Origin of the sequence: Pseudomonas hefeiensis (assembly GCF_030687835.1) — a bacterium.
GTDB lineage: Bacteria > Pseudomonadota > Gammaproteobacteria > Pseudomonadales > Pseudomonadaceae > Aquipseudomonas > Aquipseudomonas hefeiensis.
On record NZ_CP117449.1, the window covers coordinates 3209632 to 3235301 of the forward strand.

Below are 25670 nucleotides of genomic sequence, written 5' to 3' on the forward strand. Positions count from 1 at the left end.
GAGTTCAGTTCCTTAACCGCGTGGGGTCGCAGCGGCCAGTTTGCCTGCCGATTCGGGCGCAGCCTTGGCGGGTGCGACTTGGGGCAGGTTGCTGGCTTCGAGCGCTTTTCGTTGTTGTGCCAGGGCGGCGATGGTTTCGTCGCTGGCCATCGGTATGGTTTCAGGCGTGACCGGCGAACCCGGACGGGCCCGTTGCAGCCCTTTGACGATGATGGTGTCGTCCTTGCTCAGACCATTGCGCACGATGCGCAGGCCTTCGATCTTCGGCCCCAGTTCGACGGCGCGATACGCCGGCTTGTTGTCGGCGTCCATCACCAGCACGAATTTCTTGCCCAGGTCGGTACCGACAGCTTCGTCGTTGATCAGCACGGCCGAATAAGTGCCGCTGCCCACCAGCTTCAGTCGGGCATACAGCCCAGGGGTGTAGGCGCCATCCTTGTTGTCGAACACCGCGCGGCCACGGATGGTGCCGGTCTGCGGATTGACCTGGTTGTCGATGAAATTCATATGGCCCAGGTGCGGATTACCTTCCTCGTTGGACAGGCCCATGTAGACCGGAGTGGCCTGACCACGCTGGCCGTCGCGAGCGAGGCGGGTGTATTTGAGGAAGACACGCTCGTCGGCATCGAAGTAGGCGTAGACCTTGTCAGTGGACACCACGCTGGTAAGCGGCGTGACATCGGCGGTCACCAGGTTACCGGCGGTGATGTCCGCACGGCTGACGCGACCGCTGATAGGCGACGTGACCCGGGTGAAGCTCAGGTTCAGTTTGGCCAGGTCCAGTTGTGCCTGGATCGCCGCTGCCGCAGCACGGGCTTCCTGAGCAGCGCTGGTGCGCGAATCCGCCAGCTCGGCGGAGATGGCGTTGCTCAAACGCAGACGCTCGCCACGCTTGGCTTCGTTCTCGCTGCGGGTGGCGGTGGCTCGGGCCTGAGCCAGTTGGGCGTCGAGGCGACGCACTTCTGCCTGGAAGGGACGCGGGTCGATCTGGAACAGCAAATCACCTTTCTTGACCAGAGCGCCTTCGGTGAACGCTACGTTGTCGATCTGCCCTGAAACGCGGGGTCGGATCTCGACGGTTTCCGGCGCCTCGAGGCGCCCGGTGAATTCGTCCCACTCGTTGACCGGTTGTTCCAGCACCTTCGCCACACTGACTTTGGCCGCCGGCATGGACGCCGCCGTATCAGGGGTCTTGCCGCATGCACTCATCACCAGCACCGCCATCAGTGCGAGGGGAAAGCGCAGTTTTGAAAGTGAATATTCCATGGATAGTATCCGCCAAGAGTATTGAGATGGGCGGATCATGCGGGGGGAGGCGGTGAGGCACGAATCGAATGAAGCAAAGGTAACTATCATTCGGAATGATATAAGACATCGCCCAGCCCTCTAGCTGAGGGCTTTCGTTAGGCTGCTATCAATTTTGTTGATATCCCTTCAGGTTGCCGGAGGCGCTGAACGGCAAGAACGCTACTGCGGCAGGTAGCGGTCATGGATGCGCTGGATCTCGCCGCTGGCGCGCAGGCTTTCAATGGCTGCGCGCAGCTTCTCGACCATCTTCGGCGAACAGCGTCTGGAGCAGGCCAGATAGAGATCGGCGCTGCTATTGACCGGACTCATGAGCAGTTTGCGCTTGGACACCTTTGGCCAAATGTACCGACTCTCAGGGACGCCGTTGAACCAGGCGTCGATACGTCCCATCAAGAGCATCTGGGCAGGGTTGTCGCCGATGGCCAGCGGATAGATCTGGTCGTCGCTGAACCCTTCGGTGCGCAGGATCTCCTGCTGCGCGCTTCCCAGGCCGACGCCGATTTTGCGGAAGGTTTGCCGGGCTTCGGCGAAGCTGCTCACTGGCCGGTCGAGGGTGAAGAAGGCTCGCTCCATGGGCATGACCGAAGCGATCCAGGTGAAGCGATCCTCACGTTCCGGTGTACGCGACAGCGGCGCGATCAAGTGATTGCGCTGTTCGCTGACGTGCTTCTGCGACCGGGCCCAGGGGAGGATATGGAGCTGCACGGCATACCCGGCCTTGGCCATGGCCGCCACGGCCACATCACCGACAATTCCGTGCCCCTTGGGGTCATCGACAAACGTCAGCGGTGGTGCGTCCAGTATGTGCAGTTCAATCGTCAAGGGTGCGGCGTACGCGCTACAGACAATCAGCATCGGCAGCACCAGACATAGGCGCGAAAGTGCTTTTGTACGGCCTTCCAATACACATTTGATCCGGCTCATGATCGATACTTCAGGCATTGAAAGTGATGCGCCGTTCCAAACGCACGGCGCCGGAAACATCGTCCTGCCATGTTCACCACGGCTTTTTATTAGTACCTATCAACGCTGTCGGCCTGACTGCGTGTATCTGAAGGTATAGATCATCCAGCCGACAAAAACCTTGTTTACCCGAGACGGGTCCTGGCTTGTTCAGCAATCAGTTGGGCCAGTATTCGCACCGGTTCGGCGAGGCTGGACCGATGCACGAGCCCGATATCCCGATGGAAGGCGTGCGGTCCAAGGTCGAGGGCTCGCACACCTGCCGGCCAATCATGATGAGCGGCTGTCTGCGGCACCAATGCCACGCCTACACCGTTTTCAACCAGCTTGATGATGGCCTCCAGTTCATCCAGCTCGCACACCTCGCGCAAAGTGAAGTGCATTTGCCGCAGGAAACGATCCACCTGCCTGCCGCCAAATGATGCGCGGTCGTATCGGATAAATGGAAGGCTGGAAAGGAGTGCAGCCCAATCCTCTCCCGACACTTCGCGCGGAACAATCAGTCGATAGGGCTCAAGCGCCAGAGTCGTCCAGCGCAGGTCGTTTTGAAGGGGGAAGGGCGGACGAATAATGGCCGCCATGTCGATTTCGCCAGCATCCACCAGGTTTACCAACTCCATCGACACCCCTGGGAGTACCCGTGTACGGCACTGGGGACATTGTTGGTGGAACCTGGCCAGCGCATCCGGCAGATAGGAGCGCTGGACCGACGCAATGGCGCCGATGTTGATCAGGACGCTGGCTGTAAGCTCCGCAGTGCCGCCGCCCAGATTGTCGTAGAGGCGAAGCAACTCTTGCGCCTGCAGGAGTACCTGGTGTCCCTTGCGGTTAAGGTGAGCCGAGCGTCCTTTCCTATCGAATATTTCGAAACCCAGCTGCGCCTCCAGGCGCTGGATCTGTGCGCTCACCGCGGCCTGGGTGAGGCCGATCCGGTTCCCTGCCGCGGCGAATGTGCCTTCCCGTGCTACGGCGATGAGTGTCTTGAGTTCTTTGATCATTCACAAATATTAATTGTGTTTCTAAGCAATATATATTGATTTTTTTGCGTTCGGCGGCGCCTTACGATGGCTTCATCCGCAAAAAAACAAAAGGAATCCTGATGAGCCTCTCTCCCTTCCACCTCGCAATTCCGGTTTACGACCTCGCTGGCGCACGCACTTTTTACGGTGAAGTGTTTGGACTGCCAGAGGGTCGCTCAAGCGCCCAATGGGTCGACTTCAACTTTTACGGCCATCAACTGGTGATCCATGAGCAACCAAAGACTGCTTCCCAAGAGAGCGTCCATAGCAATCCGGTAGACGGCCATGACGTACCTGTTCCTCACTTCGGCATAATTCTGGGCTGGGAAGAATGGGAAGCGCTGGCCGAGCGATTGAAATCCTTCGGCACCGAGTTTGTGATTGAGCCCTACATTCGTTTCAAGGGCCAGGTTGGCGAGCAGGCCACGATGTTTCTGTTCGATCCCTGTGGTAACGCGCTTGAATTCAAGGCGTTCAAGGATATGAGCCAGCTCTTTGCAAAGTAATACAAACAAAGGTGGACAGGCGCAGGGCTGCGCCTGCTTACAAAGCGCTCAATGCATCTTGCTGTGATCGCGACCGTCCATATTGTTAAGCGCCCGAACCGGTGCTTGCACATCAACCGTTTCTTGCTCGCCCCTGGCATTTTCAACCGTCAGGGTCAGCGCAACGCTATCGCCTTCTTTCATTTGGCCGGTCAGGCCCATCAGCATCACGTGATAGCCGTTTGGATCAAAACTGACGGCCTTGCCCGCTGGCAGATTGACGGATGCCACCGGCCCCATTCTCATCACGTCGTTGCTCATGGTCATTTCGTGTATCTGCACGTCCCTGGCCACGGGGGAGGTCACGCTGAGCAGTTTGCTGTCGCTGTCGGCGGTGACGGTCATGAACGCGCCCGTTGCGGACTGGTTCGCAACGGTGGCGCGTACCCAAACGTCATCGACTTTGGCTTGCGCCGAAACCTGGAACGCGAACCCTAGCAATGCCAGACCGATTACAGCGTTTGTGAGGATTCTGTTCAAAACAGGGCGCATCAGCAGACCTCCATGACAGTCAGCAGATCTTCGGTACACTCTTGTGCCGAAAGGGATTGAGACAGCCCCAGGCGCAACGTACCCCGGGAGTCGTAGACAAAACTGGTGGCGGTGTGCGACAGGGTGTAAGTAGAGCCTGCCGGCACTTTTTCGTAGAACACATCGAACTCTTTGGCCGTGGCCGCGGTTTCTTCGAGTGTGCCGTACAGAGCGACGAAGGAAGGGTCGAACGTCTTGACGTAGGCGTCGAGGATTTGCGGAGTATCGCGCTCAGGATCCAGGGTGATGAAGATCACCTGAAGCCGCTCGCCGTCGCGTCCCATCAACTTCTTGATGGTCGCAGCCCGGGCCAGGGTGGTCGGACAGATCGCTGGGCACTGGGTAAAGCCAAAGAAAACCATCGGCATCATGCCGCGAAAACTCGACAGCGACTGGGTGTTGCCTTCGGTGTCCTTGAGCTTGAAGGTACGCCCCAGAATCTTGTCGCTCAGATCCTTGCCGTACTTGTACGACAGTTCGCCACGCGTGTCGCAGCCGGCGACCAGGCCCAGCCCGAGCACGCCCATGCCTGCAATCACCTTGCGGCGAGTCAACAAAGCCGTCATTTATTACCGCCTTTTGCATGCCCGTCAGTCGGCAGGACTGGCGGGCGGGTTAGCCATAAAAGCGGCGCATGATACCAAAGTGCGCTGCTGCGCCGGTTTGCGATCACCGGGCAGAACGGCGTGGGGCGACAAAAGGTGTAAGAAAAGGTGACAGGCGATTCTGTGATTGTCCCCTTAAGAACCGCACACACATGCGCTCGGGAGATCATCTTCGACTTCAGCAACCTTCGGGGCGACAGAAATGATTTGTCAGGGCTGGATGTCGATGTCTTGACTCCGTTGTTCGACAGTTGGATCACCGCCATGCCCTTGGTCAGCAGGCCGGTCATCGGGTAGCGTTTCAGAGGCTGTCCGGATCGCCAAAAAACATTTTGACTGGGCTCTAGAACTATATTCAGGCAGAAAAATTTCAAATATGCCCCCAGTTGCATGTGATGCTCGAGCAGTTGCGAGCGCACACCCTGGCGGTAATCCTGCGTGGGACTTGATGGCTTTCGGTGGCACAGCCCTTTTGAAATTGTCTGGTTCGCCCGCTTTGCAGATGCTCACTGGTTGCCAGTCTGTCGGGTATCTACTGATGGATCTCCGTCACGGACATGGTGAACACCAACCTGGATCTGCCAGCGTTGGAATAGGAGTGAGGTACATCGGTTTTGGCCACCGCCGAGCTTCCCGCAGGTATGACCAACTCTGTTTCCCCTACCACGCATTTCAGCGTGCCTTTCTCCACATGAAACAGTTCAAGCGTGCCCTGAGGATGCCCCTGCGAAGCGAAGGATTCGCCTGGGTGCATTTCCCAACGCCACAGCTCGATCATATTAGGGCCGGACGTTCCCGCCAGAAGGCGCGCCGTTCCTCCCAGGTCACCGGTCCAGAGCGTGGGGATGTCTTGGCTGTCGATGATATGGGCGGATGGGGCTTCGGTCACATTGACGACGTCTGCAACAGACAGCCCAAGCGCGGCGGCAATTTTGCAAAGGATGCCGATACTGGGGTTCGCCGTACATTTCTCAATTTCGACGACCATTCCTTTGCTCACCCCTGAGCGGCGGGAAAGCTCATCCAACGTGATCTTCTGTGCTTTGCGCGCCTGTTTGAGTGTGCGCGCAACGGCCAGGCTGACGGTTTGAGCGTCAGCACCCGGGGTAGTCGACAGGCTGTTATTCGTGGTCATTGATGAGGGTCATGAGAAAAAATGTGTGGGGATTCTCAGCCTTTAACAATCGCTCCGTCAATCTGCATACACGTTATAGTAGATGATATCAGTCATTATATTGACTTTATTGGTCGTCGCTGGCTAGCATGAAATGACATTTGGGTTCCTGGAGGTTTTTGATGCTGTCCGTACTGCCGTTGATCGATCAAGCCGTTGCAGAATTGGCTCCGGAGTTCAGGGCCCTGAGCGTTGTGGTGGAAGCTGCGCCACTGGCTCATCCTGAGGTAGCTCAGGGCGCGCTGGACCGTGCTTGCAAGGCTGTGCAGGAAGGTGGGCCAAGCTGGGGAGAGGCCCATCTGGCCGCATGGGCTGAAACATTCCGAAAGTTCGGGGCCAAGCCGCAGCGCACGCCTTGTTCAGCTGAAGCACTGCGTAAACGGGTTTTACGTGACGGCAGCTTGCCGAGCTTGGATCCCATCGTCGATCTCTACAACGCCATCAGCATTGAGTATGCCATCCCGGTTGGCGGGGAAAACATTGAAGCCTATGTGGGTTCCCCACGGCTGGTAGTCGCAGATGGCACTGAGCCTTTTGACACCATGAAAGAGGGTGCTCCTGCTTTCGAGTATCCAGACGCCGGCGAGGTTGTCTGGCGTGATGACAAAGGTGTGACCTGCCGTCGCTGGAATTGGCGGCAAGGTGTCAGGACCCGTCTCGGTGCTGATGCGAAGTGCATGTGGTTCATTCTGGAGAGTTTGCCGGCGATGCCGCTTGAAGCCTTGACGGAGGCGGGGGACAAGCTGATCGAAGGGTTGCAGCAAATGATGCCAGGCGTCCAGATCGAAAGCTCATTGATTGGACCTGGGGTCCAATAGTCGACAGACCACTGCTGGGAGTGATGACGATGTTTACCGGCCTTAGTGCATTTCCTCTGACGCCTATGGATGAGCAGGGTGTGGACGAAATTGCTTTTACCCGTCTTGTGCAGCAACTGGTGGCGGCGAAAGTAGATTCCATCGGGGCTCTCGGATCCACCGGAAGTTATGCGTATCTTTCCCGAGCCGAACGTTCTCGAGTTGCTCAGTTGGCAGTAGAGGCCGCGGAGGGTGTGCCTGTGATGGTGAGTATCGGCGCGCTGCGTACACGCGACGTTTTGCTGCTGGCTGAGGATGCGCAAGCCGTGGGAGTCAAAGCCTTGTTGCTGCCACCCGTGTCATATCAAAAACTGACTCAGGACGATGTTTTTTCGATGTACGAAAGGGTTTCGGCCAACGTCTCAGTTCCGCTATGTGTCTATGACAATCCGGGTACCACCCATTTCGATTTTACCGATGAGTTACATGGGCGTATCGCGGAGCTACCCAACGTCAGGTCAATCAAAATTCCGGGCGTCCCCGACGCGCCGCACCTGGCCAGGGAGCGCGTGGAACGTCTGCGAAAATTGATTCCGAGCCACGTGACGATCGGAATAAGCGGAGATGCGTTAGCTGCTATTGGCATGAATGCCGGCTGCGATGCCTGGTACTCCGTCATGGGCGGTTTGTTCCCCAACACAGCGCTCGCCATCACGCGAGCTGCATTGTCAGGGGACGCCGCTGAAGCCGTGCGCCTTTCTGAATCGTTGAAGCCGCTTTGGGCTTTGTTCAGGCAATTTGGCGGTAGCTTTCGAGTGATAGCAACAGCGGCGGAGCTACGCGGGTTTACTCACTCTCCGAGTGTACCTTTGCCACTCAGAACCATTGCAGGAGAAGGACGCGAGCAAATTGCAGCAGTGATAGATGCGCTTGAATTGAGCTGAGCACCGCGGGAGCATTCTGGCTCATCATGGTTGAGGAGGCAGAAACCCAACTGTCTACAGTTTCAAAAACGTCGTGAAATGGTCCTGGTGTCCCTCCAGGATTTCCCTGGGCAGGATCGTGCCAACACCTCCTCGATGCTGAAGGCCATGAGAAAGCACATGAGCAAGGATTTGCTCCTTGGTCATGTTGCCCGGTTTGCCGTCTTTGAAGATAAATGCCACAGGTTCAGACAGCTCCGTTGCAGTGACTGATTTTGTGTAGTCAACAAACCATTGATTTGCCTTTGTGAATGCCTCTTCTAGCTGACGCAGGTCTTGCGTGCGGATTCCACGCGCATTTGGACACCCATTCCACGAACACTTGGACAGCGATTCCACGCTGACTTGGACACTCATTCCACGGCCACTTGGACACTGATTCCACGAGCACTTGGACAGTGATTTCTCACTGATCCGATCCACGCTCAGGCAGGCGGCAACGCAGGACTATTCACTACCATCGGCCTCTTTTATCGAAGCGAAGAGGTCGTCGTGGAGCGTATATCCATGCGTAAAATCCGAGAGGTACTACGCCTAAAGTTCGACGCCGGCCTGTCCGTGCGCAAGATCGCCGCCAGTCTGCGCATCAGCAGCGGCAGTGCCGGCAATTACCTGCACCGTTTCAACGCTTGCGGGCTGACTTGGCCGACATCATTGTCGGACGCCGAGCTGGAGCGATGCCTGTTTCCGCCAGCACCAACAGTTCCCAGCGATCAAAGGCCGATGCCTGATTGGGCTTGGGCGCATGCCGAGCTGCGCCGCCCCGGCGTGACTCTGGCCTTGCTCTGGCAGGAATATCGACTGGCGCACCCGCAAGGCTTCCAGTACAGCTGGTTCTGCGAGCACTACCGGCTCTGGGCCGCCAAGGTCGACGTGGTCATGCGCCAGGAACATCGCGCCGGCGAAAAGCTGTTCGTCGATTACGCGGGTCAGACCGTGCCGATCATCGACCGGCGAACCGGAGAGATCCGCCAGGCCCAGATATTCGTCGCCGTCCTCGGCGCCTCCAGCTACACCTTCGCCGAGGCCACCTGGTCGCAGAAACTGCCCGACTGGCTGGGCTCGCACGCCCGCTGTTTTGCTTTTTTCGGCGGCACCGCACAGATCCTGGTGCCCGACAATCTGCGCAGCGGCGTTTACCAAAGCGCATCGTTACGAGCCCGATATCAACCCCAGTTACCGCGATCTCGCCGAGCATTACGGCGTGGCCGTATTGCCTGCTCGCTCACGAAAACCCAAGGACAAAGCCAAGGTCGAAGTCGGTGTTCAAGTGGTCGAGCGCTGGATCCTGGCGGTGCTGCGCAACCGCCAGTTCTTCTCGCTGGGCGAACTCAACACGGCCATCGGACTGCTGCTGGATCGGCTCAATCAGAAGCCCTTCAAAAAGCTGCCCGGCTCGCGCCGGTCAGCCTTCGAGGCTATCGACCAGCCGGCACTGCAAGCACTGCCGGAACATCCCTACGTCTACGCCGAATGGAAAAAGGTGCGGGTGCACATCGACTACCACGTCGAAGTCGACGGCCATTTTTACTCAGTGCCGTACCAGTTGGTGAAGCACCAACTTGAAGTGCGGTTGACCGCGCAAACGGTGGAGTGCTTCCACGCCAACCAGCGCGTGGCCAGCCATCTACGCTCGCAGCATAAAGGCCGCCACACCACCCAAACCGAGCACATGCCCAAGAGCCATCGCGAACACGCCGAATGGACACCGCAACGGCTGATCCTCTGGGCTGAGCAGACGGGCCCGAATACGGCCGGTGTCATCGCCTACATCCTCGAACGCCGAATCCACCCGCAGCATGGCTTCCGCGCCTGCCTGGGCATCCTGCGCCTGAGCAAGCAGCACGGCGAAGCGCGGCTGGAAGCCGCGTGCCAGCGTGCGCTGGCCCTAGGCGCATGCAGTTACAAGAGCCTCGAATCGATCCTGCGCCAAGGCCTGGAACGGCTACCTCTTGCCCAGCAAAACCTGCCGTTACTGCCCGACGAGCACATCAACCTGCGTGGCCCCGGCTACTACCACTGACCTGAAAAAGGAGCACCCAAATGCTGCCCAACCCGACCCTCGACAAGCTACAAACCCTGCGCCTGCACGGCATGATCAAGGCGCTTGGCGAACAACACGCAACGCCTGACATCAACGATCTCAGCTTCGACGAGCGCCTCGGCCTGATGGTCGACCGCGAGCTGACCGAGCGCGAAGACGCCCGCCTGACTACGCGTCTCAAAGCCGCACGACTACGCCATAACGCCTGCCTGGAAGACATCGACTACCGCAGCCCGCGCGGGCTGGACAAGGCGCTGATCCTGCAATTGGGCAGCGGCCAATGGCTACGCGATGGCCTGAACCTGATCATCGGCGGCCCGACTGGTGTAGGCAAAACCTGGCTTGCCTGCGCGCTGGCTCATAAGGCCTGCCGCGACGGTTACAGCGTGCGCTATCTGCGCCTGCCACGCTTGATGGAAGAACTGGGCCTGGCCCACGGCGATGGGCGCTTCTCCAAGCTAATGGCTGGCTACGCCAAAACCGACCTGCTGATCCTGGATGACTGGGGCTTGGCGCCGTTTACCGCTGCTCAGCGGCGCGACATGCTTGAACTGCTGGACGACCGCTACGGCAACCGCTCGACGCTGGTGACTAGCCAGATGCCGGTGGACAAATGGCACGCACTGATCGGCGATCCGACCTTGGGCGATGCGATCCTTGACCGGCTGGTGCACAACGCATATAGGATCGAACTGAAGGGCGAATCGATGCGCAGGCGCGTGACGAAATTGACGACGGCAGGGACTTCAGACTAACAATGCAAACCTGCGTCGCTGCGCTCCGACTGCCTGTCCAAGTGGACGTGGATCAGATGTCCAAGTGCGCGTGGAACGAGTGTCCAAATGATCGTGGGCTGAGTGTCCAAGTGTCGTGGAATCCGCATCTTGCGGTTGCTCAGTGACGACGTCGTCAAATTCCTCCGGCTTTCCTTGCAGTCTGGCGATGAACAACTGGTCCACGATATTGATGTGCCTGAGCCAGTAGCAGGCTTCCTCCATTTCTACTGGGAAGGACGTTGCTATGGGCGCTTTCAAGCACCTGAATAGCACCTCCTCAGACCATGCCTTGTACTGATAAAGCGAGTGCAATAGGTTCTTGGCACACATGGTGTTCTCCCATTTTTTAAGCATTGTCGGCCCTGGCACATCACGGAACTGGGACAAAAAGGGGGGGCGTGTAACGGAACGGAATACCGTTGGCGAGATAGCATAGTCACTATATTGACTTTTATAGTCAATGGCGTGAAGCTGGATCAACGGCGATTAACGCCACCGCATTGAATTCCAGCAAAGCCCCACCTTGCAGGTGGCCCGCTCGGAAATGGCTTGAGGGTGTCTTGGATCATGAAGTACGTCAGCACGCGGACCCCTGGTAGAACATTCGAATTCAGCGAGGTGCTGATGGGGTCGTACGCGCCTGACGGTGGCTTGTACGTACCGCACAAGGTTCCCCGCTTTAAAAAGGAGGAACTCTCAAAGCTCGAATGGTTGCCCTTTCATGAATTGGCTCGCTATTTAATCGAACCATTTTTGGGGGGATGGATCGAGCAAGATCAGCTGTCTCGGATGCTCGAGGAGACCTTTGATTGTTTTAAAAGCAGCGCAGTGACACCGCTGTACCAGACAGCAAGTAACGAGTGGATACTCGAGTTGTTTCATGGGCCGTCAGGCGTCTATCAAGACGTTGGCCTTCAATTGATGTCTCGCTTTATCAATCACGATTTACTGAAGTCTGGGAAGAAGGCGCTGATTGTAGGTTGTACAGGCGGAGATACTGGCGCAGCTGCAATAAAAGCTTTTTCGGGAATGAAGAGTGTTACTTTGTTGGTATTGCATCCTTCCAAGGGTTTAACGACGGAAGATCACCGACGCTTACTGAGTGGAGAGGAAGGCAATGTCGTCAACATTGCGATCGACGGAGATTATTCTGATTGCCATCGTTTGTGTGAGCAGTTCCTAAAACAAAATAATGATGCGCAGCAGCATCTTATTTCGTTCAACTCAGTGCATTGGGTTCGCATACTTGCGCACCTCTCCTTCTATTTTTATTCCGCTCTTCAGCTCGACGCACCTAAAAGAGAGGTTGCTTTCAGTGTGCCAACTGGGAATTTTGGTGCCCTGTACGCCGGTTATATGGCCAAGCAAATGGGACTACCCATTCGACAGCTAATCGTTGCCACGAATGCTAACGCTGGACTGCACCATTTTCTCCAATCAAATCTGTACAGTCGAAATGAGATTCGTACGACCAAAACTCCCACTATGAATGTTTCATTGGCCTCTAATTTTGAGCGCTTACAGTGGAGTATCTTAAATCGATGCGGAGAAAAAGTAGCTCGTAACATGCAGTTGTTAGAAGGCGAGGGCACTATCCAGTTAGAGCAGGATGGATGGTTGGAGGCGAGAAAATTGTTTGACTCGCTGGCGGTGGAAGATGCGGATGCATTCAGGTGTATTCATGAGGTCTTCACACAGAGCGGGTATCTCGTCAGTCCCAACACCGCTATCGGCTTGCGCGCAGCACGTGTAAGCAGACGCAGCTTGCTGATTCCCATGATTTGTCTCGCGACGACGCATCCCTCGAAGATTGGTGCTGCAACCGATAAGTCGGAAATCTTCGGCCTCCAGCATGCAGGCGTCGCTCCCGCGTTGAGCGAACATGACTGCACTTCAATTCCTAACGAAATCGGGGCGCTGACCTCGCTCGTCAGGGCCTTATCCAAAGACACGGAGTCTCACTCGTTATAAAATCGGAGCCAGAGATGAAACGTGTTCTAGATAAAGTTGATGAAAAGATTTTAGAGGAACTCAGCCGAAATGCACGGTTAGCCCACAACGATATTGCCCTAAAAGTTAATTTATCCAGGAACGCAGTCAGACTGCGGATTGAGCGATTGGAACGCGACGGTTATATTAGAGGGTACACAATAATCAAAGGTATGCCGTCTAGCGATGTCGGGCCCATTAATGCGTTGATCTTTGTTTATCGTCAGGACCGCATGCGCGACTCGGAAGTTGTTCGCTCCGCGGGTGCAATGCCTGAGGTGATTGCCTGTAATGTGATGAGTGGTGATCTTGATATTGTATTGACGGTTCAGGCGATGAATGCAGATCGCATCCACAGGATATGGAGTGAGATTTCGGCGCTGCCGGGTGTCCTGAATACCGTAACCTCTTTTGTGCTGTCGAGCACTAAGTAGCAAGCTGCGCTATTGCATAAGCATTTTGCTCGTAACAACGTGCTGTTTGCCATATTCGTAAAGTTAGGTTGGCGGCTTACTATCTCAGCACCACAACATAACAATGAGAACTCTGTCGTGACTGAATACAAAATTGCGTTGCTTGGTTTTGGTGGCGTTAATCGCGCGCTGACCCAGCTGGTTGCCGATAAGAACTCGCGCTGGGCCGATGAGTTAGGTTTTACCTTGAAGATCGTCGGTGTGAGTGATCTTTACCTCGGCTCCATAATTAACAAGGACGGCCTGGACGCTCGTGAATTGGCCGCAGTGCCTGCTGCTAAGGGTGGCTTCAGGACGCTACCCGGCGGCAGTGCTGAACCGGCGAACGAAACCGTCATCCGCTTTTCTGGTGCAGATATTGTGGCTGAAGCAACCTTCACCAACCCATTGGACGGTGAACCGGCTACGACCTTCTGCCGCTGGGCGCTGGAGAGGGGCATCAGTGTCGTGACCACCAACAAAGGGCCCGTGGCGCTGCATGCACAAAGCTTGAAGACGCTGGCCGATAGCACCGGTGCCCGCTTTGAGTTCGAAGGTTCTGTCATGAGCGGGACCCCGGTTATCCGTTTGGCCAAGGAGTCACTGGCGGGTTCGGAAATCACTGGATTCAAGGGGATTCTCAACGGTACATCAAACTTTGTCCTCTCCAGCATGGAGACAGGGTTGGACTTCTCCAGTGCTGTCGCAAAAGCCCAGGAGTTGGGCTATGCAGAAGCCGATCCAACAGCAGATGTCGAAGGGCACGACGTTCGCTTGAAGGTCGTCATCCTCGCCAATGAACTGCTGGGCGCAAAACTCAAACCCAGCGATGTCTTGTGCAAGGGGATCTCTGGAATCACAGCCAATGGTATCGCCGAAGCGACGAAAGCGAATGCCCGTTGGAAGCTGATTGGCAGTGCAGAAAAGCTGAGCGATGGCTCGATTACGGCCTCGGTGAGTCCACAGCTATTGCCAGCGAGAGCGACGCGCTCTCAGCAGTGAGTGGAGCCACCAACGCAATCACGTTCAACACCGCCATTCTCGGTCCCGTCACTGTGGTGGGGGCGGGGGCAGGTCGTTTCGAAACCGCCTTCGCGTTACTCGCCGACATCGTGAGCATTCACAACCACAAAACCACGCCAGGTAAGTAATCATGAATAGCTTGAGTCTCTCGCTCGCTGCTTATTATAAGGCCATTACGGTGCTCAGCCCGTTTGACGGTAGCAAGGTGGGTGAAGTGGCCGATATGCCGGCATCATCAGCCACCACGATCATCGACACCGCCATTTTTGGGGCTTCGATTGCCAAGGATCTCGCACGGCATGAGCGCGCACGCATCCTGGAGACAGCCGCAAACTCAGTTGAGCGTGATAAGAACGCCTTTGCCAGGCTGATCGTTGCTGAGTCTGGCAAAACCTTGAAACAGGCGAGAAAGGAGGTGCTGCGCTGCGTCAATACCTTGAAATTGTCTGCCGAAGAGGCCAAGCGTAATGCCGGTGAAGTCATCCCTTTCGATGCCTATGTCGGATCTGAATCTCGTCAGGGCTGGTTCACGCGTGAGCCGTTAGGCGTAATCGTCGCCATCACGCCCTACAACGACCCGCTTAATCTGGTTGCCCATAAACTGGGACCTGCTATTGCCGGGGGAAATGCGGTTGTTCTCAAACCGTCTGAGCTCACACCGTTATCCGCGATCAAGCTGGTGGAGTGCTTGATCGATGCGGGCCTGCCGCCGGTTGTCGTCACTGTCGCCACAGGAGGCGCCGCGTTGGGCAAGGCATTGGTTGCTCACCGTGCCGTGCGCATGGTGTCGTTCACAGGCGGCTTTGTCACCGGTGAGCAGATCGCTCGCACAGCCGGCCTCAAGAAGCTGGCGATGGACCTTGGCGGTAATGCACCGGTCATCGTGATGGCTGATTGTGATTTGGATGAAACCGTTGATTCATGCGTGTCGGGGGCTTTCTGGGCGGCCGGTCAAAACTGCATCGGTACTCAGCGGATCCTCATCGAGGCCCCACTCTACGAAGCCTTCAAAACGCGCTTTGTTGAACAGACTCGCAAGTTGATCGTCGGCAACCCTGCTGATGAGCAGACGGACGTGGGGCCGATGATTACCAAGGCAGCAGCCGAGCGTACCGAAGATGTGGTCAATGACGCCATTACCAAAGGCGCCACCTTGTTGTTTGGCAACACACGTAACGGCTCGCTCTATTCACCTACCGTGCTGGAAAGTGTCGACCGCCATTGCAAGTTGTGGTGCGAAGAAGTGTTCAGTCCGGTGGTCATCCTCCAGAGCGTCGCGTCCCTGGATGAGGCGTTGGCGCTGGCTAACGAACCTGAATACAGCCTACATGCCGGGATTTTTACCAGCAATCTGAACGTTGCAATGACCGCTGCTAAACGTCTGGAGGCAGGCGGAGTGATGATCAACGACTCTTCCGACTACCGTTTTGATGCAATGCCTTTCGGCGGTTTCAAATACGGGAGCATGGGCCGTGAGGGGGTACGTTTCGCTTACGAAGATATGACGCAACCCAAGGTCATTTGTATTAACGGTGTGAGTGGAAGCTAAACAACTCGCTCGACTCAAGAATGAATCACACAACCATAAAGAGGAAAACGACATGCGCCCCGATAAGCACAATCTTTCGACATTGTCTGCAGCGACGCTGGCTGTTCATGGCGGGAATGTCGCGGATGTAACCAGTGGCGCCGTACGTACGCCATTGGTTATGGCGAATTCCTATCTCTTGCCGGAAGACCCAGCAACCATGGACTGGTCAAGTCCGGATGGGCTCGTGTACACGCGTAATCAAGGCCACAACCAGGTCTGCCTTGAGAGGAAACTTGCGGCCCTTGAGGGGTGTGAAGACGCGGTGGTATTCGCGACCGGTGTCGCTGCCTTGCACTCGGTGTTTTTTTCATTCTTGAAAAGTGGCGACCACGTCATTGTCAGTGACATCACCTACCAGGCGGTCTGGCGGCTTTTCGCAGAACTATTGCCTGAGCGTTACGGCATTGAAGCAACCTTCGTAGACGTCGGTGATCTGGAATCGGTGCGTAATGCCTTTCGGCCCAATACCAAGCTGATCCACACCGAAACGATCGCTAACCCCACCACCAAAGTTGCAGATATTGCCGCATTGGCTGAGATTGCACACGCCCATGGCGCGCTGATCTCTGTAGATGCCACGTTCACGCCCCCTCCATTTTTCCGTGCAAGTCAACACGGCGTCGACTTTGTCATTCACTCATTGACCAAGTACATCAATGGTCATGGAGACGCCATGGGTGGGGTGGTGATCGGCTCCAACCAGTTGATCAACAAGATTAAGAATGATGCATTGGTTGACCTCGGCGCGACCATTTCCCCGTTCAACGCGTGGATGATCATGCGCGGTTCGGTCACGTTGCCACTGCGTTTGAAGCAATTGTTGAACACAGCTGAAAAGCTGGCTCAGTTTCTGGACGGCGATGATCGGATTGCCTACGTCTACTACCCCGGTTTGCCTTCCCATCCGCAGCACGAGTTGGCGCGTCGGCAATTTGCAGGCAAGGGCTATGGTGCGGTAATGGCGTTTGCAGTAGAGGGCGATCCTGATATCCAGAACCGCTTTGTGTCGAATCTGCGCATCATCACGTCGGCCGTTTCCTTGGGGCATGACGAGTCGCTGATCGTGCACGTAGGGGCAGAAGGCCGGGGTGGCTTTGACAAGTACCCGGAAGAGTTCCGCCAGTACGGTCATTTGCGTTTTTCTGTCGGGCTGGAAGATCCAGATGACTTGATCAAGGATATTACATTCGCGCTGGATGCAACATTCAAGTGATTTGATAGGCGTTATGTAACCAGGGGTTGGTCAACCCGTCTTTACCGCCGTGCTCGCGGGGGGCTTTTTAATAAGGTTAGCGCGTTAGTTTTTTCTAGCGCGAACTATCTGTTTGCCTGTTGTTTGGGAGTTATTCATGGCTTGGGTAAGTTTGATCATTGCAGGTCTATTAGAAGTTATCTGGGCTTTTTCGATGAAGCAATCCGAAGGATTTACGCGGTTAGTGCCAACGGTAATTACATTCATCACCGTGATCGCCAGTTTTGCACTGCTTTCATTCTCGATGAAGAACCTGCCGCTGGGCACGGCGTATACCATCTGGACCGGCATCGGCGCGGTGGGGGCGTTTGCGGCGGGTATTTTCTTCATGGGTGAACCCGCCACGCTGTTGCGGATCGTGGCGGCCGTATTGATTATCAGTGGTTTGTTAATGATGAAACTTGTGTCTGCTTGAAAGGCGAGCATTTTGCTCGTGATAACGTTCAACTTGCCATATTCGTATAGTCGCCGTACTCAGGTAACGTTCAAGTCGAGGCGCTGGCCTTGGCGAAGAATAACAAGCGCCACGTTTTAACGCTGTGAGATGTTTACTGCCCTTAATCCAACTACAACATCTAGGGATTTACTTATGATTTCGCTACGACAACTGTTCTTGATAGTGCTTCTGCCTCTGTGCAGTAACGTGGTGTCCGCAAAAGACTACTCAACGCTGCGCTTTGGTGTAGATCCAACGTATGCGCCGTTTGAATCCAGGACGACAGATGGCAGCCTGAAAGGGTTCGATATTGATCTGGGGAATGCAATTTGTGCAAAGCTACAGGTCAAATGCATATGGGTGGAAAGTGATTTTGACGGTCTGATACCAGGACTCAGAGCAGGTAAATTCGATGGTATTCTGTCTTCAATGACAATGACGCCTGCTCGCGAAAAAGCCATCGATTTTTCAGACGAGCTATTTTCTGGTTTGACAGCTTATGTATTTAAAAAAGGCTCGGGCTTGAGCACAGACGTGGCGTCACTCAAGGGTAAACGGGTCGGGTATTTTCAGGGCAGCATCTGGGAGGCCTACGCCAAAGCAGTGCTGGACAAAGAAGGTGTGAAAACACAGTCCTATCAGAATCAGGATCAAGTGTATTACGACCTGGTAGCGGGTCGGCTGGATGCATCGCTCCAAGACACGCTGCAAGCTCAATTAGGATTTATCAATACCCCTCAGGGTGCTGATTACGAAATCAGTTCAACCGTTGAAAGTTCTTATCTGCCCTCCAAAACGGCCATCGGCATCGCTAAGGGTAACTCAGAACTCAAGGCCTTGTTAAACAAGGCGATCCAGGCTCTGCATGACGATGGGACCTATGATTCGATCCAGAAGCAGCACTTTGGGGATCTGAATCTTTACAGCGGTAAATAACAAATAACCACCCGGCGCTCATCCCCTGGGTGGGCGCTTATCGCTATAGGTTGTTGATCATGTTCGAAACACTATTAGGTGCATTGGGGCTCTCTGCATTCAGCCTGCAAGGCTTCGGCCCTTTGCTGCTCGAAGGCACCTGGATGACTGTCAAGCTTTCCTTGTGCTCCCTGGTGCTTAGCGTATTGCTCGGGCTGATCGGGGCCAGCGCCAAGCTTTCAAGCCTTAAACTGTTGCGCGTGCCAGCGCAGCTCTACACCACGCTGATTCGTGGGGTGCCCGACTTGGTATTGATGCTGTTGATTTTCTACAGCCTGCAAACCGGGCTGACGGTTATCACTGTGGCGTTGGGCTGGGAGTACATCGAAATCAATCCCTTTGTGGCCGGAATCATCACCCTTGGGTTTATCTATGGCGCCTATTTCACCGAAACCTTCCGCGGCGCCATGCTGGCAGTACCCCGTGGTCAGGTCGAAGCCGCTAACGCCTATGGGTTAAGTCGCGCTCAGCGCTTTCGTTTTGTTGTGTTCCCGCAAATGATGCGGTTTGCCCTCCCGGGGCTGGGCAACAACTGGATGGTGATTCTCAAAGCCACCGCATTGGTGTCGATCATCGGCCTGGCTGACTTGGTAAAAGCTGCCCAGGATGCAGGAAAAAGCACCTATCAATTGTTCTTTTTTCTGGTGCTGGCGGCACTGACCTACCTGGTCATCACCAGCGTCTCCAATTTCGTTCTGCGTTGCCTGGAAAAGCACTACGCCGCAGGTTCACGGGAGGCGGTGCGATGATCGAACTACTGCAGGAGTATTGGAGGTCATTCGTCTACAGCGATGGCCAGCAAATCACAGGTCTGGCGATGACGTTGTGGTTACTCAGTGCATCGCTTTTCATCGGTTTTATCGTGTCGATTCCATTGTCTATCGCACGCGTGTCGCCCAGGTTTTACGTGCGCTGGCCGGTACAGTTTTACACCTACCTGTTCAGGGGTACACCGCTCTATATCCAGCTGCTGATCTGCTACACCGGGATCTATAGCCTGGCAGCAGTACGGGCTCAGCCTGTGTTGGACGCTTTTTTTCGCGATGCGATGAACTGCACCATTCTTGCCTTCGCGCTGAACACCTGCGCCTACACCACCGAGATATTTGCCGGGGCCATTCGCAACGTCGCCCATGGCGAGGTCGAGGCTGCAAAAGCGTATGGCCTCTCGGGATGGAAGCTCTACGCGTTTGTGATCATGCCGTCAGCCTTGCGTCGCTCGCTGCCGTATTACAGCAACGAAGTGATCTTGATGCTGCACTCGACCACGGTGGCCTTTACCGCCACGGTACCGGACATTCTCAAAGTGGCCCGCGACGCCAACTCCGCAACTTTTATGACTTTTCAATCGTTTGGGATTGCGGCACTGATTTACCTGGCGGTGACCTTTGCGTTGGTCGGTGTGTTCCGAATTGCCGAACGTCATTGGCTGGCTTTTTTAGGGCCGACTCACTGAGCCCGTAGCTGACAGAGCTGCTCCCAACCCGCTTAGAGGATGATTGCGAACATGTACAAATTGACGGTTGATGGGCTACACAAAAGTTACGGAACCCATGAAGTGCTCAAGGGCATTTCCCTGCAAGCCAAGACAGGCGATGTCATCAGCCTGATCGGCGCCAGTGGCTCGGGAAAGAGCACGTTTCTGCGCTGTATCAATTTTCTCGAAACCCCCAATGATGGCGCTATGAGCCTGGATGGCAAACCGATCAGCATGATTAAAAGCCATGCGGGATTGCGTGTGGCGGATGATCGCGAACTGCAACGGCTACGCACCCGCTTGGCCATGGTGTTCCAGCACTTCAACCTATGGGGGCATATGACGGTGCTGGATAACATCACCATCGCCCCAAGGCGAGTGTTGGGCGTCAGCAAAAAAGACGCAGAGAACCGTGCCCGACGATATCTGGATAAAGTGGGCTTGCCTGCCCGTGTTGCCGACCAGTTCCCTGCATTTCTTTCGGGCGGGCAACAGCAGCGGGTGGCTATCGCGCGTGCGCTGGCGATGGAGCCCGAGGTCATGCTTTTCGACGAACCCACCTCTGCGCTCGACCCTGAGGTAGTGGGCGAGGTGTTGAAAGTCATCCAGGGGCTGGCTGAAGAGGGACGCACCATGATTATGGTGACCCATGAGATGGGGTTTGCACGCAAGGTCTCAAGCCAACTGCTGTTTCTTCATCAGGGACTGGTTGAAGAGCAGGGCGGGCCTGAGATTCTGGACAACCCTCGAAGCGAGCGCCTGCAACAGTTTCTGTCCAACGGGCTGAAGTGAAACGTCTCTGCTATGACGAACGGAAGAAACAACCACACGGCCTCTGAGTTTTTAGGACGTATTGATGAGGCCATCGTCGACGTGCTGCGCCGCAACGGACGCATCACCTGCAACAAGCTTGCCTCACTCGTGCACTTGAGCGAGAGCCCTTGTCAGCAACGCGTTCGTAAGCTGGAAAGAATGGGGGTCATTCGCGGTTACGGTGCGTTCATCGACGAGCACAAGCTATCACCCGGTTTGTCTCTGGTAGTTCTGGTGACGCTGGCCGAGGGCAAGGGATGCAACACGCAAAAAGCGTTTGAGGTCTTTCGCTCACGTTATCTTCAGAGCGTCGCCATGAGAGCGGTTATGCCCTCTTTCAGGTGGACACGTCAGCACTCATCGCGAGGATTCATGTGTTCCTGATTCCCGCTAGGCCAAAGTCCGCAGCCATTCCAGCAAATCGGCCTGCGGACTGTTGGGCTGCAACGGCTGTGCTGACAGCAGGCAATAGCGCGAGCCGTCCTCAACGAAACTCAACGGCGCAGCCAGCACTCCACTGTCCAGGTCGTCGCGCACTAGATGCCACGGGCCGATAGCCACACCGAGACCGGCGACAGCCGCCTGCAAGCTGAAGTAGAAGTGGTCGAAGGTTTGCCCCGGAGTGTCGAGCGCAGGCTGGCCAACTGCTGATGCCCATTCCTGCCACGCGCCGGATCGTGTGCGCGTGTGCAGACGAGGTGCGGTGGGCTTAAGCGCGGTGTGGGCCTTCTTCGTGGTGAACCAAGCCGCGGCCTTATCGAAGCGGCAAACAGGCCCTACTTTTTCCACAAACAAGGGTTCGACGTGGTAGCTATCAGGCCAAGGGAAGTCGTCCCGGCGAATAGCCAGGTCGATGCCGCTGGCGAAAGTGAACGGCCCACCGCCTGCAACCAGATGCACATCAATTTCCGGATGCCGGGATTTGAAATCCGGCCAGCGCGGAATCAACCAGCGCATCAGCAGTGTTGGTTCGCACGACAGTACCCAGCGTTTGCCTTGTTGGGTAGTGGCACGCAGCTCGCCCACAGCCTGTCGCATCAGATTCAGACCTTCGCCCACGGCGCGCGCGAGCGTGCGCCCGGCATCGTTCAGATAGACGCGCCGACTGCGTCGATCAAACAGGGTTACACCCAGCTCGTTTTCGAGCAGGCGCACGGCGCGACTGATCGCGCCTTGGGTCAGGTGCAACTCGGCCGCCGCCCGGCTGAAATTCTCCAGGCGGGCCGCCGCTTCGAAGCAGCGCAGGGCGAGCAGTGAGGGCAGGCGCGTATCACTTGGTGGTGAGTCAGAGTCACCATGCATATCAGAAAGCATCGTTATTCACTAATAGGGAGAGGCTGTAATATCGAGCAGCTTTGTTATTTTCGAAAGAGTACGCCATGACTGAACTAATAGCTGTAATCACAATTACCTTGCTTGCCGTCATCAGCCCCGGACCAGATTTTGCGATGGTCTCGCGCAACAGCCTGATGCTCTCGCGTCGAGCAGGTGTGCTGACAGCCTTGGGCATCGGATTAGGCGTGCTCTTGCACATCACCTATACCCTCGTAGGCGTGGGGCTTTTGATCCAGCAGTCGCTCTGGTTATTCAGCACGATCAAGTTGTTCGGCGCTGTGTACTTGATTTATCCTCGGGGTAAAAATGCTCCGTTCCAAGCCTAGCCATGTATCTGCCGACAGAGCAGTGGCACCGCTGTCGGACGCCGCTGCACTGCGTATTGGTTTCCTGACCAATGCTTTGAATCCGAAAACCACTATATTCATTGTCAGCCTATTCATGCAGGTGATACGACCTGAAAACACCGTTGGCGGTGCAGATTGGTTATGGCGCTTTCATCTCAGTGGCGCATATGGCCTGGTTCTGCCTCGTAGCGCTGTGCTTTTCGGCCGGTCCAGTGAGGGATAAGCTGCTGGCTGTACGTCACTGGATCGATCGCGCTTTTGGCGGACTTCTGGTCGGATTCGGCCTCCTACTGGCTTTGGCAAGCGTGCCGTCGCGTTCATAGAGATTTGGCGTCAAATATGACCACTGCAAGAACATGCTGGCTTTGAGGCGCTGACATCATCGGAGCGAAAGCGGTTGTTAATGTCAGCGCCGGATCACACTCAGCAGGCATTTAAAACTTAGAGCCAACCCTCGATCTTCACTGGGTATCAGGCAGCCGACTGCTCCATCAATCAGGCAGATAAATCTCTGCTTTCATGAATGTGGCGGCTTTACCTTTAATCAACACCCTGTCCTCTTGCAGTTCACACTGCAAGACCCCACCTCTGGACGACGCCTGGAATGCCGACAGGCGGCGCTTCCCAAGTTTCTCTGCCCAGTAGGGCACCAACGTCGCGTGGATCGAGCCAGTCACAGGGTCTTCAGGAATCCCTGCACCAGGGGCAAAATAACGCGAGATGAAGTCGTACGTTTCGCCGGTAGCCGTAATGACCACCCCAACCGGCCCGAGTTTCGCCAGTGTGTTGAGATCCGGTTGATAGGTGCGGACTTCCTGCTCGCTGGCCAACTGGATAAACACGTTCTCAAAGTTCTTGAAATGATTGACGGCATTGTCGAGAAATAGGGGCGCGATGCCAGGCGGAAGTCCAGTCGAATGTTCCGGCTCAATGCAGGGGAGATCCAGTAGATACTCGTTGCCCAATGCCTGCACGTTCAGGTCTCCTACCCGTGTCGAGAAGCGTAACGGTCCGGGCACACCGAATTCGGTAATCAATATGTGAGCGCTGGCCAGTGTCGCGTGCCCACAGAAATTCACTTCAACCGTTGGAGTAAACCAGCGCAGTGCCCAGTGGTCTCCGGAAGGTTTAACAAATGCGGTCTCTGCCAGATTGTTTTCGTTGGCGATCGACTGCATCAGTTCATCAGGTAGCCAATCTTCAAGGAGCAGAACGGCGGCTGGATTGCCGCCGAATACAGTTTCGGAAAACGCATCTACCTGGAACATTGTGAGTATCATGTCGGGCTCATTTTATATTGACTATATAAGTCAATATACCGACTTTTTAAGCGATGAGGGAGTGCAATCCTGCTGTCTTTTGCTGTCTTTTGCTGTCTCAACTACGTGAAAGCAGCAGCTTTATTCCTGCCGCACCGAACACGAGTGCGAGGGTGCCTTCAATCCAGCGTCGAGCCCTGCGGTAGCCGCGAATCATGGGAGCAGTGGAGAAGATAATCGCGTAGCCAAAGAAGATTGTGATGCTCAGTACGGCACAGCCGGCCAGGATAACCGCGACTGTTGTCGGCGTGGCTTCGGGCCCAAGGCCAAGCGTCATGGTCGCGACCCAGCCCAGCAGTGCCTTTGGGTTAGTGAGATGCATGAGTAACCCTCGTCGGTAGAGACTCAAGCCCGACACCGTAGGGGCAGCCGCCAACATTTGTTCAATTCGCGTGTCAGACGCAAAAGCCGAGCGCCCGGCCTTGATGGCGAGATAAATAAGGTAGATTCCGCCGACGATTTTCAGTGCGAAAAGCACCTGTGCAAATTGCGCCAGGATGGCCGACACACCTGAGGCCGCCATTGATCCCCAGAAAAAAGAGCCGCTGATTACACCGGCTGCCAGCAGCAAGGCAGGCTTGCGTCCTTGGTGCATCGCGACGCCCATGATTCGCATATTGCTTGGGCCAGGGCTGGCCGCTCCAACAATGTAGGCAGTAAATACAAGCAGTAGGTGATGAGGATCAAATGACATGGTTTACCTCTGCGCAAACACAACATGTTTGTCATCAGCCGGAGTTAGAAGACTGTGTGATTAATACAGTTAATTGCCCGCTCCGGCACCTGCCGGCGGTTGCCTGGAGTCTATACAAACCCAGAGGGTTCATCCTGTCACGCGACGTCGCGCATCGCGTTCAACTAGGTTGACCTGCTCATGCAGTGCGCAGTGCTCCCTCATTTCTCAGCAAGCCAACACGCAGCGCGCTTAGATCAGGCCGCGCGGCTTGCGGGTGGCGCTCACATCAGCCTGCGGTTTTGCCCGCGCGTGGTCATGACAAAGCCGTCCTCTGTTGGCGCCAAATTCACCTCAATCTGGCTGATATCTGAAAGCGAACCCACATGGGTTCCACCACAGGGGATAGTTACCTCGGTGCCATTGAGGTTCGAACGCCAGAGCCGAACATCATCAAGCAGTCCTTCGGGCGGAGTCACACTGATGAGCGCTTCTGACTTCAGCCAAGAGCGTATTATCGAATTGATCTCTGCGCCCAAGCTTTCAATGTGTTCGTGAAAACGATCGCGATCAAAGCCCTTCTTCTTGAGAGACTTGCCCAATCGATAAATATCTGTGGACAGATCCTGTTGTATTGAAGACATCTGTATTGCCGCCTTGTCGAGATTGGGTCGTCCAAATGCATCGACATTCGAAAACGCTTTGGTCCAGAAAGGAGCTGACGCCGCGTTCAATGCAAGAGCGGCGAGATGGGCCGCGGTATGAGCTACGGATAGCGCCTTGCGTCTATGTGGATCGACCGTGAAGCGTGCTTCCTGGCCAACATAGGCGTGCATGTTCTGAGCGGATTGAACGATGTGGACAACCACACTTTGCCAATCCCCTTCACCCTTCCTGGCGAGGTTGACTTCCTCACCAATCAAAAGTACACCGGCTTCGGTATCCACCAACCCCGTCCAGGCGTCGGTAAAATTGAATAGCGCACCGTCCGCGAAGGTGATTTGACCCAGATCGCCTGGTTGATCCGGCCACCGGGAACTCAGGGGATGCACTGGTGTTTGATCTGCGATAATGAACCAGCAGTCTTCGGCGTAAGGCGCTGCAAATTCGATCCTGCCTTGGCCGGTGAGGGCGCCGCCTGGGAAAGTTACGAACGTACCACTTTTCAGGGAAGTTTCGAATTTCATATGTTTGCTGCCTTCTTGCTGTGTGCGTCAATCGATATGCCAGGCAGAGAAATCAT

The 25670-nt window shown here is 55.6% G+C and carries 26 protein-coding genes and 3 pseudogenes; 17 read left to right on the forward strand and 12 right to left on the reverse strand.

Annotated elements, in window-relative coordinates:
- Positions 1–12: 12 nt before the first annotated feature.
- From mexE to PSH57_RS14165, 3 genes are all read right to left on the reverse strand, one after another.
- Positions 13–1266, reverse strand: coding sequence for a multidrug efflux RND transporter periplasmic adaptor subunit MexE (mexE, locus tag PSH57_RS14155; protein ID WP_305390219.1), 1254 nt, complete (start codon positions 1264–1266; stop codon positions 13–15).
- A gap of 201 nt (positions 1267–1467) precedes the next feature.
- On the reverse strand, positions 1468–2232 hold the full coding sequence (locus tag PSH57_RS14160; protein ID WP_305390221.1) for a substrate-binding periplasmic protein: 765 nt from the start codon (positions 2230–2232) through the stop codon (positions 1468–1470).
- 164 nt (positions 2233–2396) lie between these two features.
- Entirely contained in the window at positions 2397–3269 is an 873-nt protein-coding gene (locus tag PSH57_RS14165) for a LysR family transcriptional regulator (protein WP_305390223.1), read from the reverse strand.
- 101 nt (positions 3270–3370) lie between these two features.
- On the opposite strand from PSH57_RS14165, the gene PSH57_RS14170 reads away from it, so the two are divergent.
- The gene (locus tag PSH57_RS14170; protein ID WP_256230273.1) at positions 3371–3796 is read left to right on the forward strand and encodes a VOC family protein; all 426 of its coding nucleotides are present in this window, start codon (positions 3371–3373) and stop codon (positions 3794–3796) included.
- A 48-nt stretch (positions 3797–3844) separates the two neighbouring features.
- On the opposite strand, the gene PSH57_RS14175 is transcribed toward PSH57_RS14170, so the two are convergent.
- The 4 genes from PSH57_RS14175 to PSH57_RS14190 all read right to left on the reverse strand — a co-directional run bounded on the left by PSH57_RS14175 (position 3845) and on the right by PSH57_RS14190 (position 6106).
- Entirely contained in the window at positions 3845–4327 is a 483-nt protein-coding gene (locus PSH57_RS14175; RefSeq protein WP_305390225.1) for a copper chaperone PCu(A)C, read from the reverse strand.
- Positions 4327–4932: an SCO family protein gene (locus PSH57_RS14180; protein ID WP_305390227.1), complete on the reverse strand. Its 606-nt coding sequence runs from the start codon at positions 4930–4932 to the stop codon at positions 4327–4329. Before PSH57_RS14180 ends, PSH57_RS14175 begins: the two co-directional genes overlap by 1 nt.
- Complete coding sequence (locus PSH57_RS14185; RefSeq protein WP_305390229.1) at positions 4929–5390, reverse strand: hypothetical protein; 462 nt, start codon at positions 5388–5390, stop codon at positions 4929–4931. Before PSH57_RS14185 ends, PSH57_RS14180 begins: the two co-directional genes overlap by 4 nt.
- 113 nt (positions 5391–5503) lie before the next feature.
- Positions 5504–6106, reverse strand: a complete 603-nt coding sequence (locus PSH57_RS14190; protein ID WP_305390231.1) for a helix-turn-helix domain-containing protein — start codon at positions 6104–6106, stop codon at positions 5504–5506.
- Between the two features lie 161 nt (positions 6107–6267).
- On the opposite strand from PSH57_RS14190, the gene PSH57_RS14195 reads away from it, so the two are divergent.
- Together PSH57_RS14195 and PSH57_RS14200 are read left to right on the forward strand one after the other, a co-directional pair.
- Positions 6268–6963, forward strand: a complete 696-nt coding sequence (locus tag PSH57_RS14195) for a B3/B4 domain-containing protein (protein WP_305416662.1) — start codon at positions 6268–6270, stop codon at positions 6961–6963.
- Positions 6964–6992: 29 nt separating this feature from the next.
- The gene (locus PSH57_RS14200; protein ID WP_305390235.1) at positions 6993–7886 is read left to right on the forward strand and encodes a dihydrodipicolinate synthase family protein; all 894 of its coding nucleotides are present in this window, start codon (positions 6993–6995) and stop codon (positions 7884–7886) included.
- A 54-nt stretch (positions 7887–7940) separates the two neighbouring features.
- Here the strand turns inward: PSH57_RS14200 and PSH57_RS14205 are convergent, their stop codons facing one another.
- Positions 7941–8282: a DinB family protein gene (locus PSH57_RS14205; protein ID WP_305390237.1), complete on the reverse strand. Its 342-nt coding sequence runs from the start codon at positions 8280–8282 to the stop codon at positions 7941–7943.
- A gap of 150 nt (positions 8283–8432) precedes the next feature.
- On the opposite strand from PSH57_RS14205, the pseudogene istA reads away from it, so the two are divergent.
- The 13 genes and pseudogenes from istA (at position 8433) to PSH57_RS14270 (ending at position 21137) form a co-directional block, all read left to right on the forward strand.
- A pseudogene (gene istA / locus PSH57_RS14210) lies at positions 8433–9948 on the forward strand (IS21 family transposase).
- A 20-nt stretch (positions 9949–9968) separates the two neighbouring features.
- Positions 9969–10724 (forward strand): IS21-like element ISPsy14 family helper ATPase IstB, encoded by a 756-nt coding sequence (istB, locus tag PSH57_RS14215; RefSeq protein ID WP_305390241.1) that lies wholly within the window; start codon positions 9969–9971, stop codon positions 10722–10724.
- A 588-nt stretch (positions 10725–11312) separates the two neighbouring features.
- Complete coding sequence (gene thrC, locus PSH57_RS14220) at positions 11313–12716, forward strand: threonine synthase (protein WP_305390243.1); 1404 nt, start codon at positions 11313–11315, stop codon at positions 12714–12716.
- 14 nt (positions 12717–12730) lie between these two features.
- Entirely contained in the window at positions 12731–13168 is a 438-nt protein-coding gene (locus PSH57_RS14225) for an Lrp/AsnC family transcriptional regulator (protein ID WP_305390245.1), read from the forward strand.
- Positions 13169–13285: 117 nt separating this feature from the next.
- A pseudogene (locus tag PSH57_RS14230) lies at positions 13286–14337 on the forward strand (homoserine dehydrogenase).
- 2 nt (positions 14338–14339) lie between these two features.
- Entirely contained in the window at positions 14340–15758 is a 1419-nt protein-coding gene (locus tag PSH57_RS14235; protein ID WP_305416666.1) for an aldehyde dehydrogenase family protein, read from the forward strand.
- A gap of 52 nt (positions 15759–15810) precedes the next feature.
- Positions 15811–17013 (forward strand): trans-sulfuration enzyme family protein, encoded by a 1203-nt coding sequence (locus tag PSH57_RS14240; protein WP_305390247.1) that lies wholly within the window; start codon positions 15811–15813, stop codon positions 17011–17013.
- A 136-nt stretch (positions 17014–17149) separates the two neighbouring features.
- Positions 17150–17467 carry a DMT family transporter gene (locus PSH57_RS14245; RefSeq protein ID WP_305383538.1) on the forward strand — a complete coding sequence of 106 codons (318 nt, stop codon included), beginning with the start codon at positions 17150–17152 and terminating at the stop codon, positions 17465–17467.
- 174 nt (positions 17468–17641) lie between these two features.
- Positions 17642–18424, forward strand: a complete 783-nt coding sequence (locus PSH57_RS14250; RefSeq protein ID WP_305383539.1) for a transporter substrate-binding domain-containing protein — start codon at positions 17642–17644, stop codon at positions 18422–18424.
- Positions 18425–18483: 59 nt separating this feature from the next.
- Positions 18484–19212, forward strand: a complete 729-nt coding sequence (locus PSH57_RS14255; RefSeq protein WP_305383540.1) for an ABC transporter permease — start codon at positions 18484–18486, stop codon at positions 19210–19212.
- The gene (locus PSH57_RS14260; RefSeq protein WP_305383542.1) at positions 19209–19919 is read left to right on the forward strand and encodes an ABC transporter permease; all 711 of its coding nucleotides are present in this window, start codon (positions 19209–19211) and stop codon (positions 19917–19919) included. Before PSH57_RS14255 ends, PSH57_RS14260 begins: the two co-directional genes overlap by 4 nt.
- 51 nt (positions 19920–19970) lie before the next feature.
- Positions 19971–20732 (forward strand): ABC transporter ATP-binding protein, encoded by a 762-nt coding sequence (locus tag PSH57_RS14265; RefSeq protein ID WP_305383544.1) that lies wholly within the window; start codon positions 19971–19973, stop codon positions 20730–20732.
- A gap of 12 nt (positions 20733–20744) precedes the next feature.
- Entirely contained in the window at positions 20745–21137 is a 393-nt protein-coding gene (locus PSH57_RS14270; protein ID WP_305383545.1) for an Lrp/AsnC family transcriptional regulator, read from the forward strand.
- 6 nt (positions 21138–21143) lie between these two features.
- Here the strand turns inward: PSH57_RS14270 and PSH57_RS14275 are convergent, their stop codons facing one another.
- Complete coding sequence (locus tag PSH57_RS14275; RefSeq protein WP_305383546.1) at positions 21144–22067, reverse strand: LysR family transcriptional regulator; 924 nt, start codon at positions 22065–22067, stop codon at positions 21144–21146.
- 65 nt (positions 22068–22132) lie between these two features.
- Here PSH57_RS14275 and PSH57_RS14280 point away from each other — a divergent pair.
- A pseudogene (locus PSH57_RS14280) lies at positions 22133–22758 on the forward strand (LysE family translocator).
- A gap of 168 nt (positions 22759–22926) precedes the next feature.
- Here the strand turns inward: PSH57_RS14280 and PSH57_RS14285 are convergent.
- From PSH57_RS14285 to PSH57_RS14295, 3 genes are all read right to left on the reverse strand, one after another.
- Positions 22927–23703: a PhzF family phenazine biosynthesis protein gene (locus tag PSH57_RS14285; protein WP_305383548.1), complete on the reverse strand. Its 777-nt coding sequence runs from the start codon at positions 23701–23703 to the stop codon at positions 22927–22929.
- Positions 23704–23812: 109 nt separating this feature from the next.
- A complete protein-coding gene (locus tag PSH57_RS14290; protein ID WP_305415836.1) occupies positions 23813–24448 on the reverse strand; it encodes a LysE family translocator in 636 nt (211 codons plus the stop codon).
- Between the two features lie 263 nt (positions 24449–24711).
- On the reverse strand, positions 24712–25614 hold the full coding sequence (locus PSH57_RS14295; RefSeq protein ID WP_305383551.1) for an alanyl-tRNA editing protein: 903 nt from the start codon (positions 25612–25614) through the stop codon (positions 24712–24714).
- Positions 25615–25670 lie beyond the last annotated feature (56 nt).

Excerpts from the sequence above, each read along its gene's own strand:
- PSH57_RS14195 (WP_305416662.1), top strand. The coding sequence starts at position 6,268 with ATGCTGTCCGTACTGCCGTTGATCGATCAAGCCGTTGCAGAATTGGCT.
- PSH57_RS14225 (WP_305390245.1), top strand. The coding sequence starts at position 12,731 with ATGAAACGTGTTCTAGATAAAGTTGATGAAAAGATTTTAGAGGAACTC.
- PSH57_RS14250 (WP_305383539.1), top strand. The coding sequence starts at position 17,642 with ATGATTTCGCTACGACAACTGTTCTTGATAGTGCTTCTGCCTCTGTGC.
- PSH57_RS14260 (WP_305383542.1), top strand. The coding sequence starts at position 19,209 with ATGATCGAACTACTGCAGGAGTATTGGAGGTCATTCGTCTACAGCGAT.
- PSH57_RS14235 (WP_305416666.1), top strand. The coding sequence starts at position 14,340 with ATGAATAGCTTGAGTCTCTCGCTCGCTGCTTATTATAAGGCCATTACG.
- PSH57_RS14180 (WP_305390227.1), bottom strand. The coding sequence starts at position 4,932 with ATGACGGCTTTGTTGACTCGCCGCAAGGTGATTGCAGGCATGGGCGTG.
- PSH57_RS14275 (WP_305383546.1), bottom strand. The coding sequence starts at position 22,067 with ATGCTTTCTGATATGCATGGTGACTCTGACTCACCACCAAGTGATACG.
- PSH57_RS14190 (WP_305390231.1), bottom strand. The coding sequence starts at position 6,106 with ATGACCACGAATAACAGCCTGTCGACTACCCCGGGTGCTGACGCTCAA.
- PSH57_RS14285 (WP_305383548.1), bottom strand. The coding sequence starts at position 23,703 with ATGTTCCAGGTAGATGCGTTTTCCGAAACTGTATTCGGCGGCAATCCA.
- PSH57_RS14160 (WP_305390221.1), bottom strand. The coding sequence starts at position 2,232 with ATGAGCCGGATCAAATGTGTATTGGAAGGCCGTACAAAAGCACTTTCG.
- PSH57_RS14240 (WP_305390247.1), top strand. The coding sequence starts at position 15,811 with ATGCGCCCCGATAAGCACAATCTTTCGACATTGTCTGCAGCGACGCTG.
- mexE (WP_305390219.1), bottom strand. The coding sequence starts at position 1,266 with ATGGAATATTCACTTTCAAAACTGCGCTTTCCCCTCGCACTGATGGCG.
- PSH57_RS14265 (WP_305383544.1), top strand. The coding sequence starts at position 19,971 with ATGTACAAATTGACGGTTGATGGGCTACACAAAAGTTACGGAACCCAT.
- PSH57_RS14165 (WP_305390223.1), bottom strand. The coding sequence starts at position 3,269 with ATGATCAAAGAACTCAAGACACTCATCGCCGTAGCACGGGAAGGCACA.
- PSH57_RS14170 (WP_256230273.1), top strand. The coding sequence starts at position 3,371 with ATGAGCCTCTCTCCCTTCCACCTCGCAATTCCGGTTTACGACCTCGCT.
- istB (WP_305390241.1), top strand. The coding sequence starts at position 9,969 with ATGCTGCCCAACCCGACCCTCGACAAGCTACAAACCCTGCGCCTGCAC.
- PSH57_RS14200 (WP_305390235.1), top strand. The coding sequence starts at position 6,993 with ATGTTTACCGGCCTTAGTGCATTTCCTCTGACGCCTATGGATGAGCAG.
- PSH57_RS14255 (WP_305383540.1), top strand. The coding sequence starts at position 18,484 with ATGTTCGAAACACTATTAGGTGCATTGGGGCTCTCTGCATTCAGCCTG.
- PSH57_RS14205 (WP_305390237.1), bottom strand. The coding sequence starts at position 8,282 with ATGAGTGTCCAAGTCAGCGTGGAATCGCTGTCCAAGTGTTCGTGGAAT.
- PSH57_RS14175 (WP_305390225.1), bottom strand. The coding sequence starts at position 4,327 with ATGCGCCCTGTTTTGAACAGAATCCTCACAAACGCTGTAATCGGTCTG.
- PSH57_RS14245 (WP_305383538.1), top strand. The coding sequence starts at position 17,150 with ATGGCTTGGGTAAGTTTGATCATTGCAGGTCTATTAGAAGTTATCTGG.
- PSH57_RS14295 (WP_305383551.1), bottom strand. The coding sequence starts at position 25,614 with ATGAAATTCGAAACTTCCCTGAAAAGTGGTACGTTCGTAACTTTCCCA.
- PSH57_RS14290 (WP_305415836.1), bottom strand. The coding sequence starts at position 24,448 with ATGTCATTTGATCCTCATCACCTACTGCTTGTATTTACTGCCTACATT.
- PSH57_RS14270 (WP_305383545.1), top strand. The coding sequence starts at position 20,745 with ATGACGAACGGAAGAAACAACCACACGGCCTCTGAGTTTTTAGGACGT.
- thrC (WP_305390243.1), top strand. The coding sequence starts at position 11,313 with ATGAAGTACGTCAGCACGCGGACCCCTGGTAGAACATTCGAATTCAGC.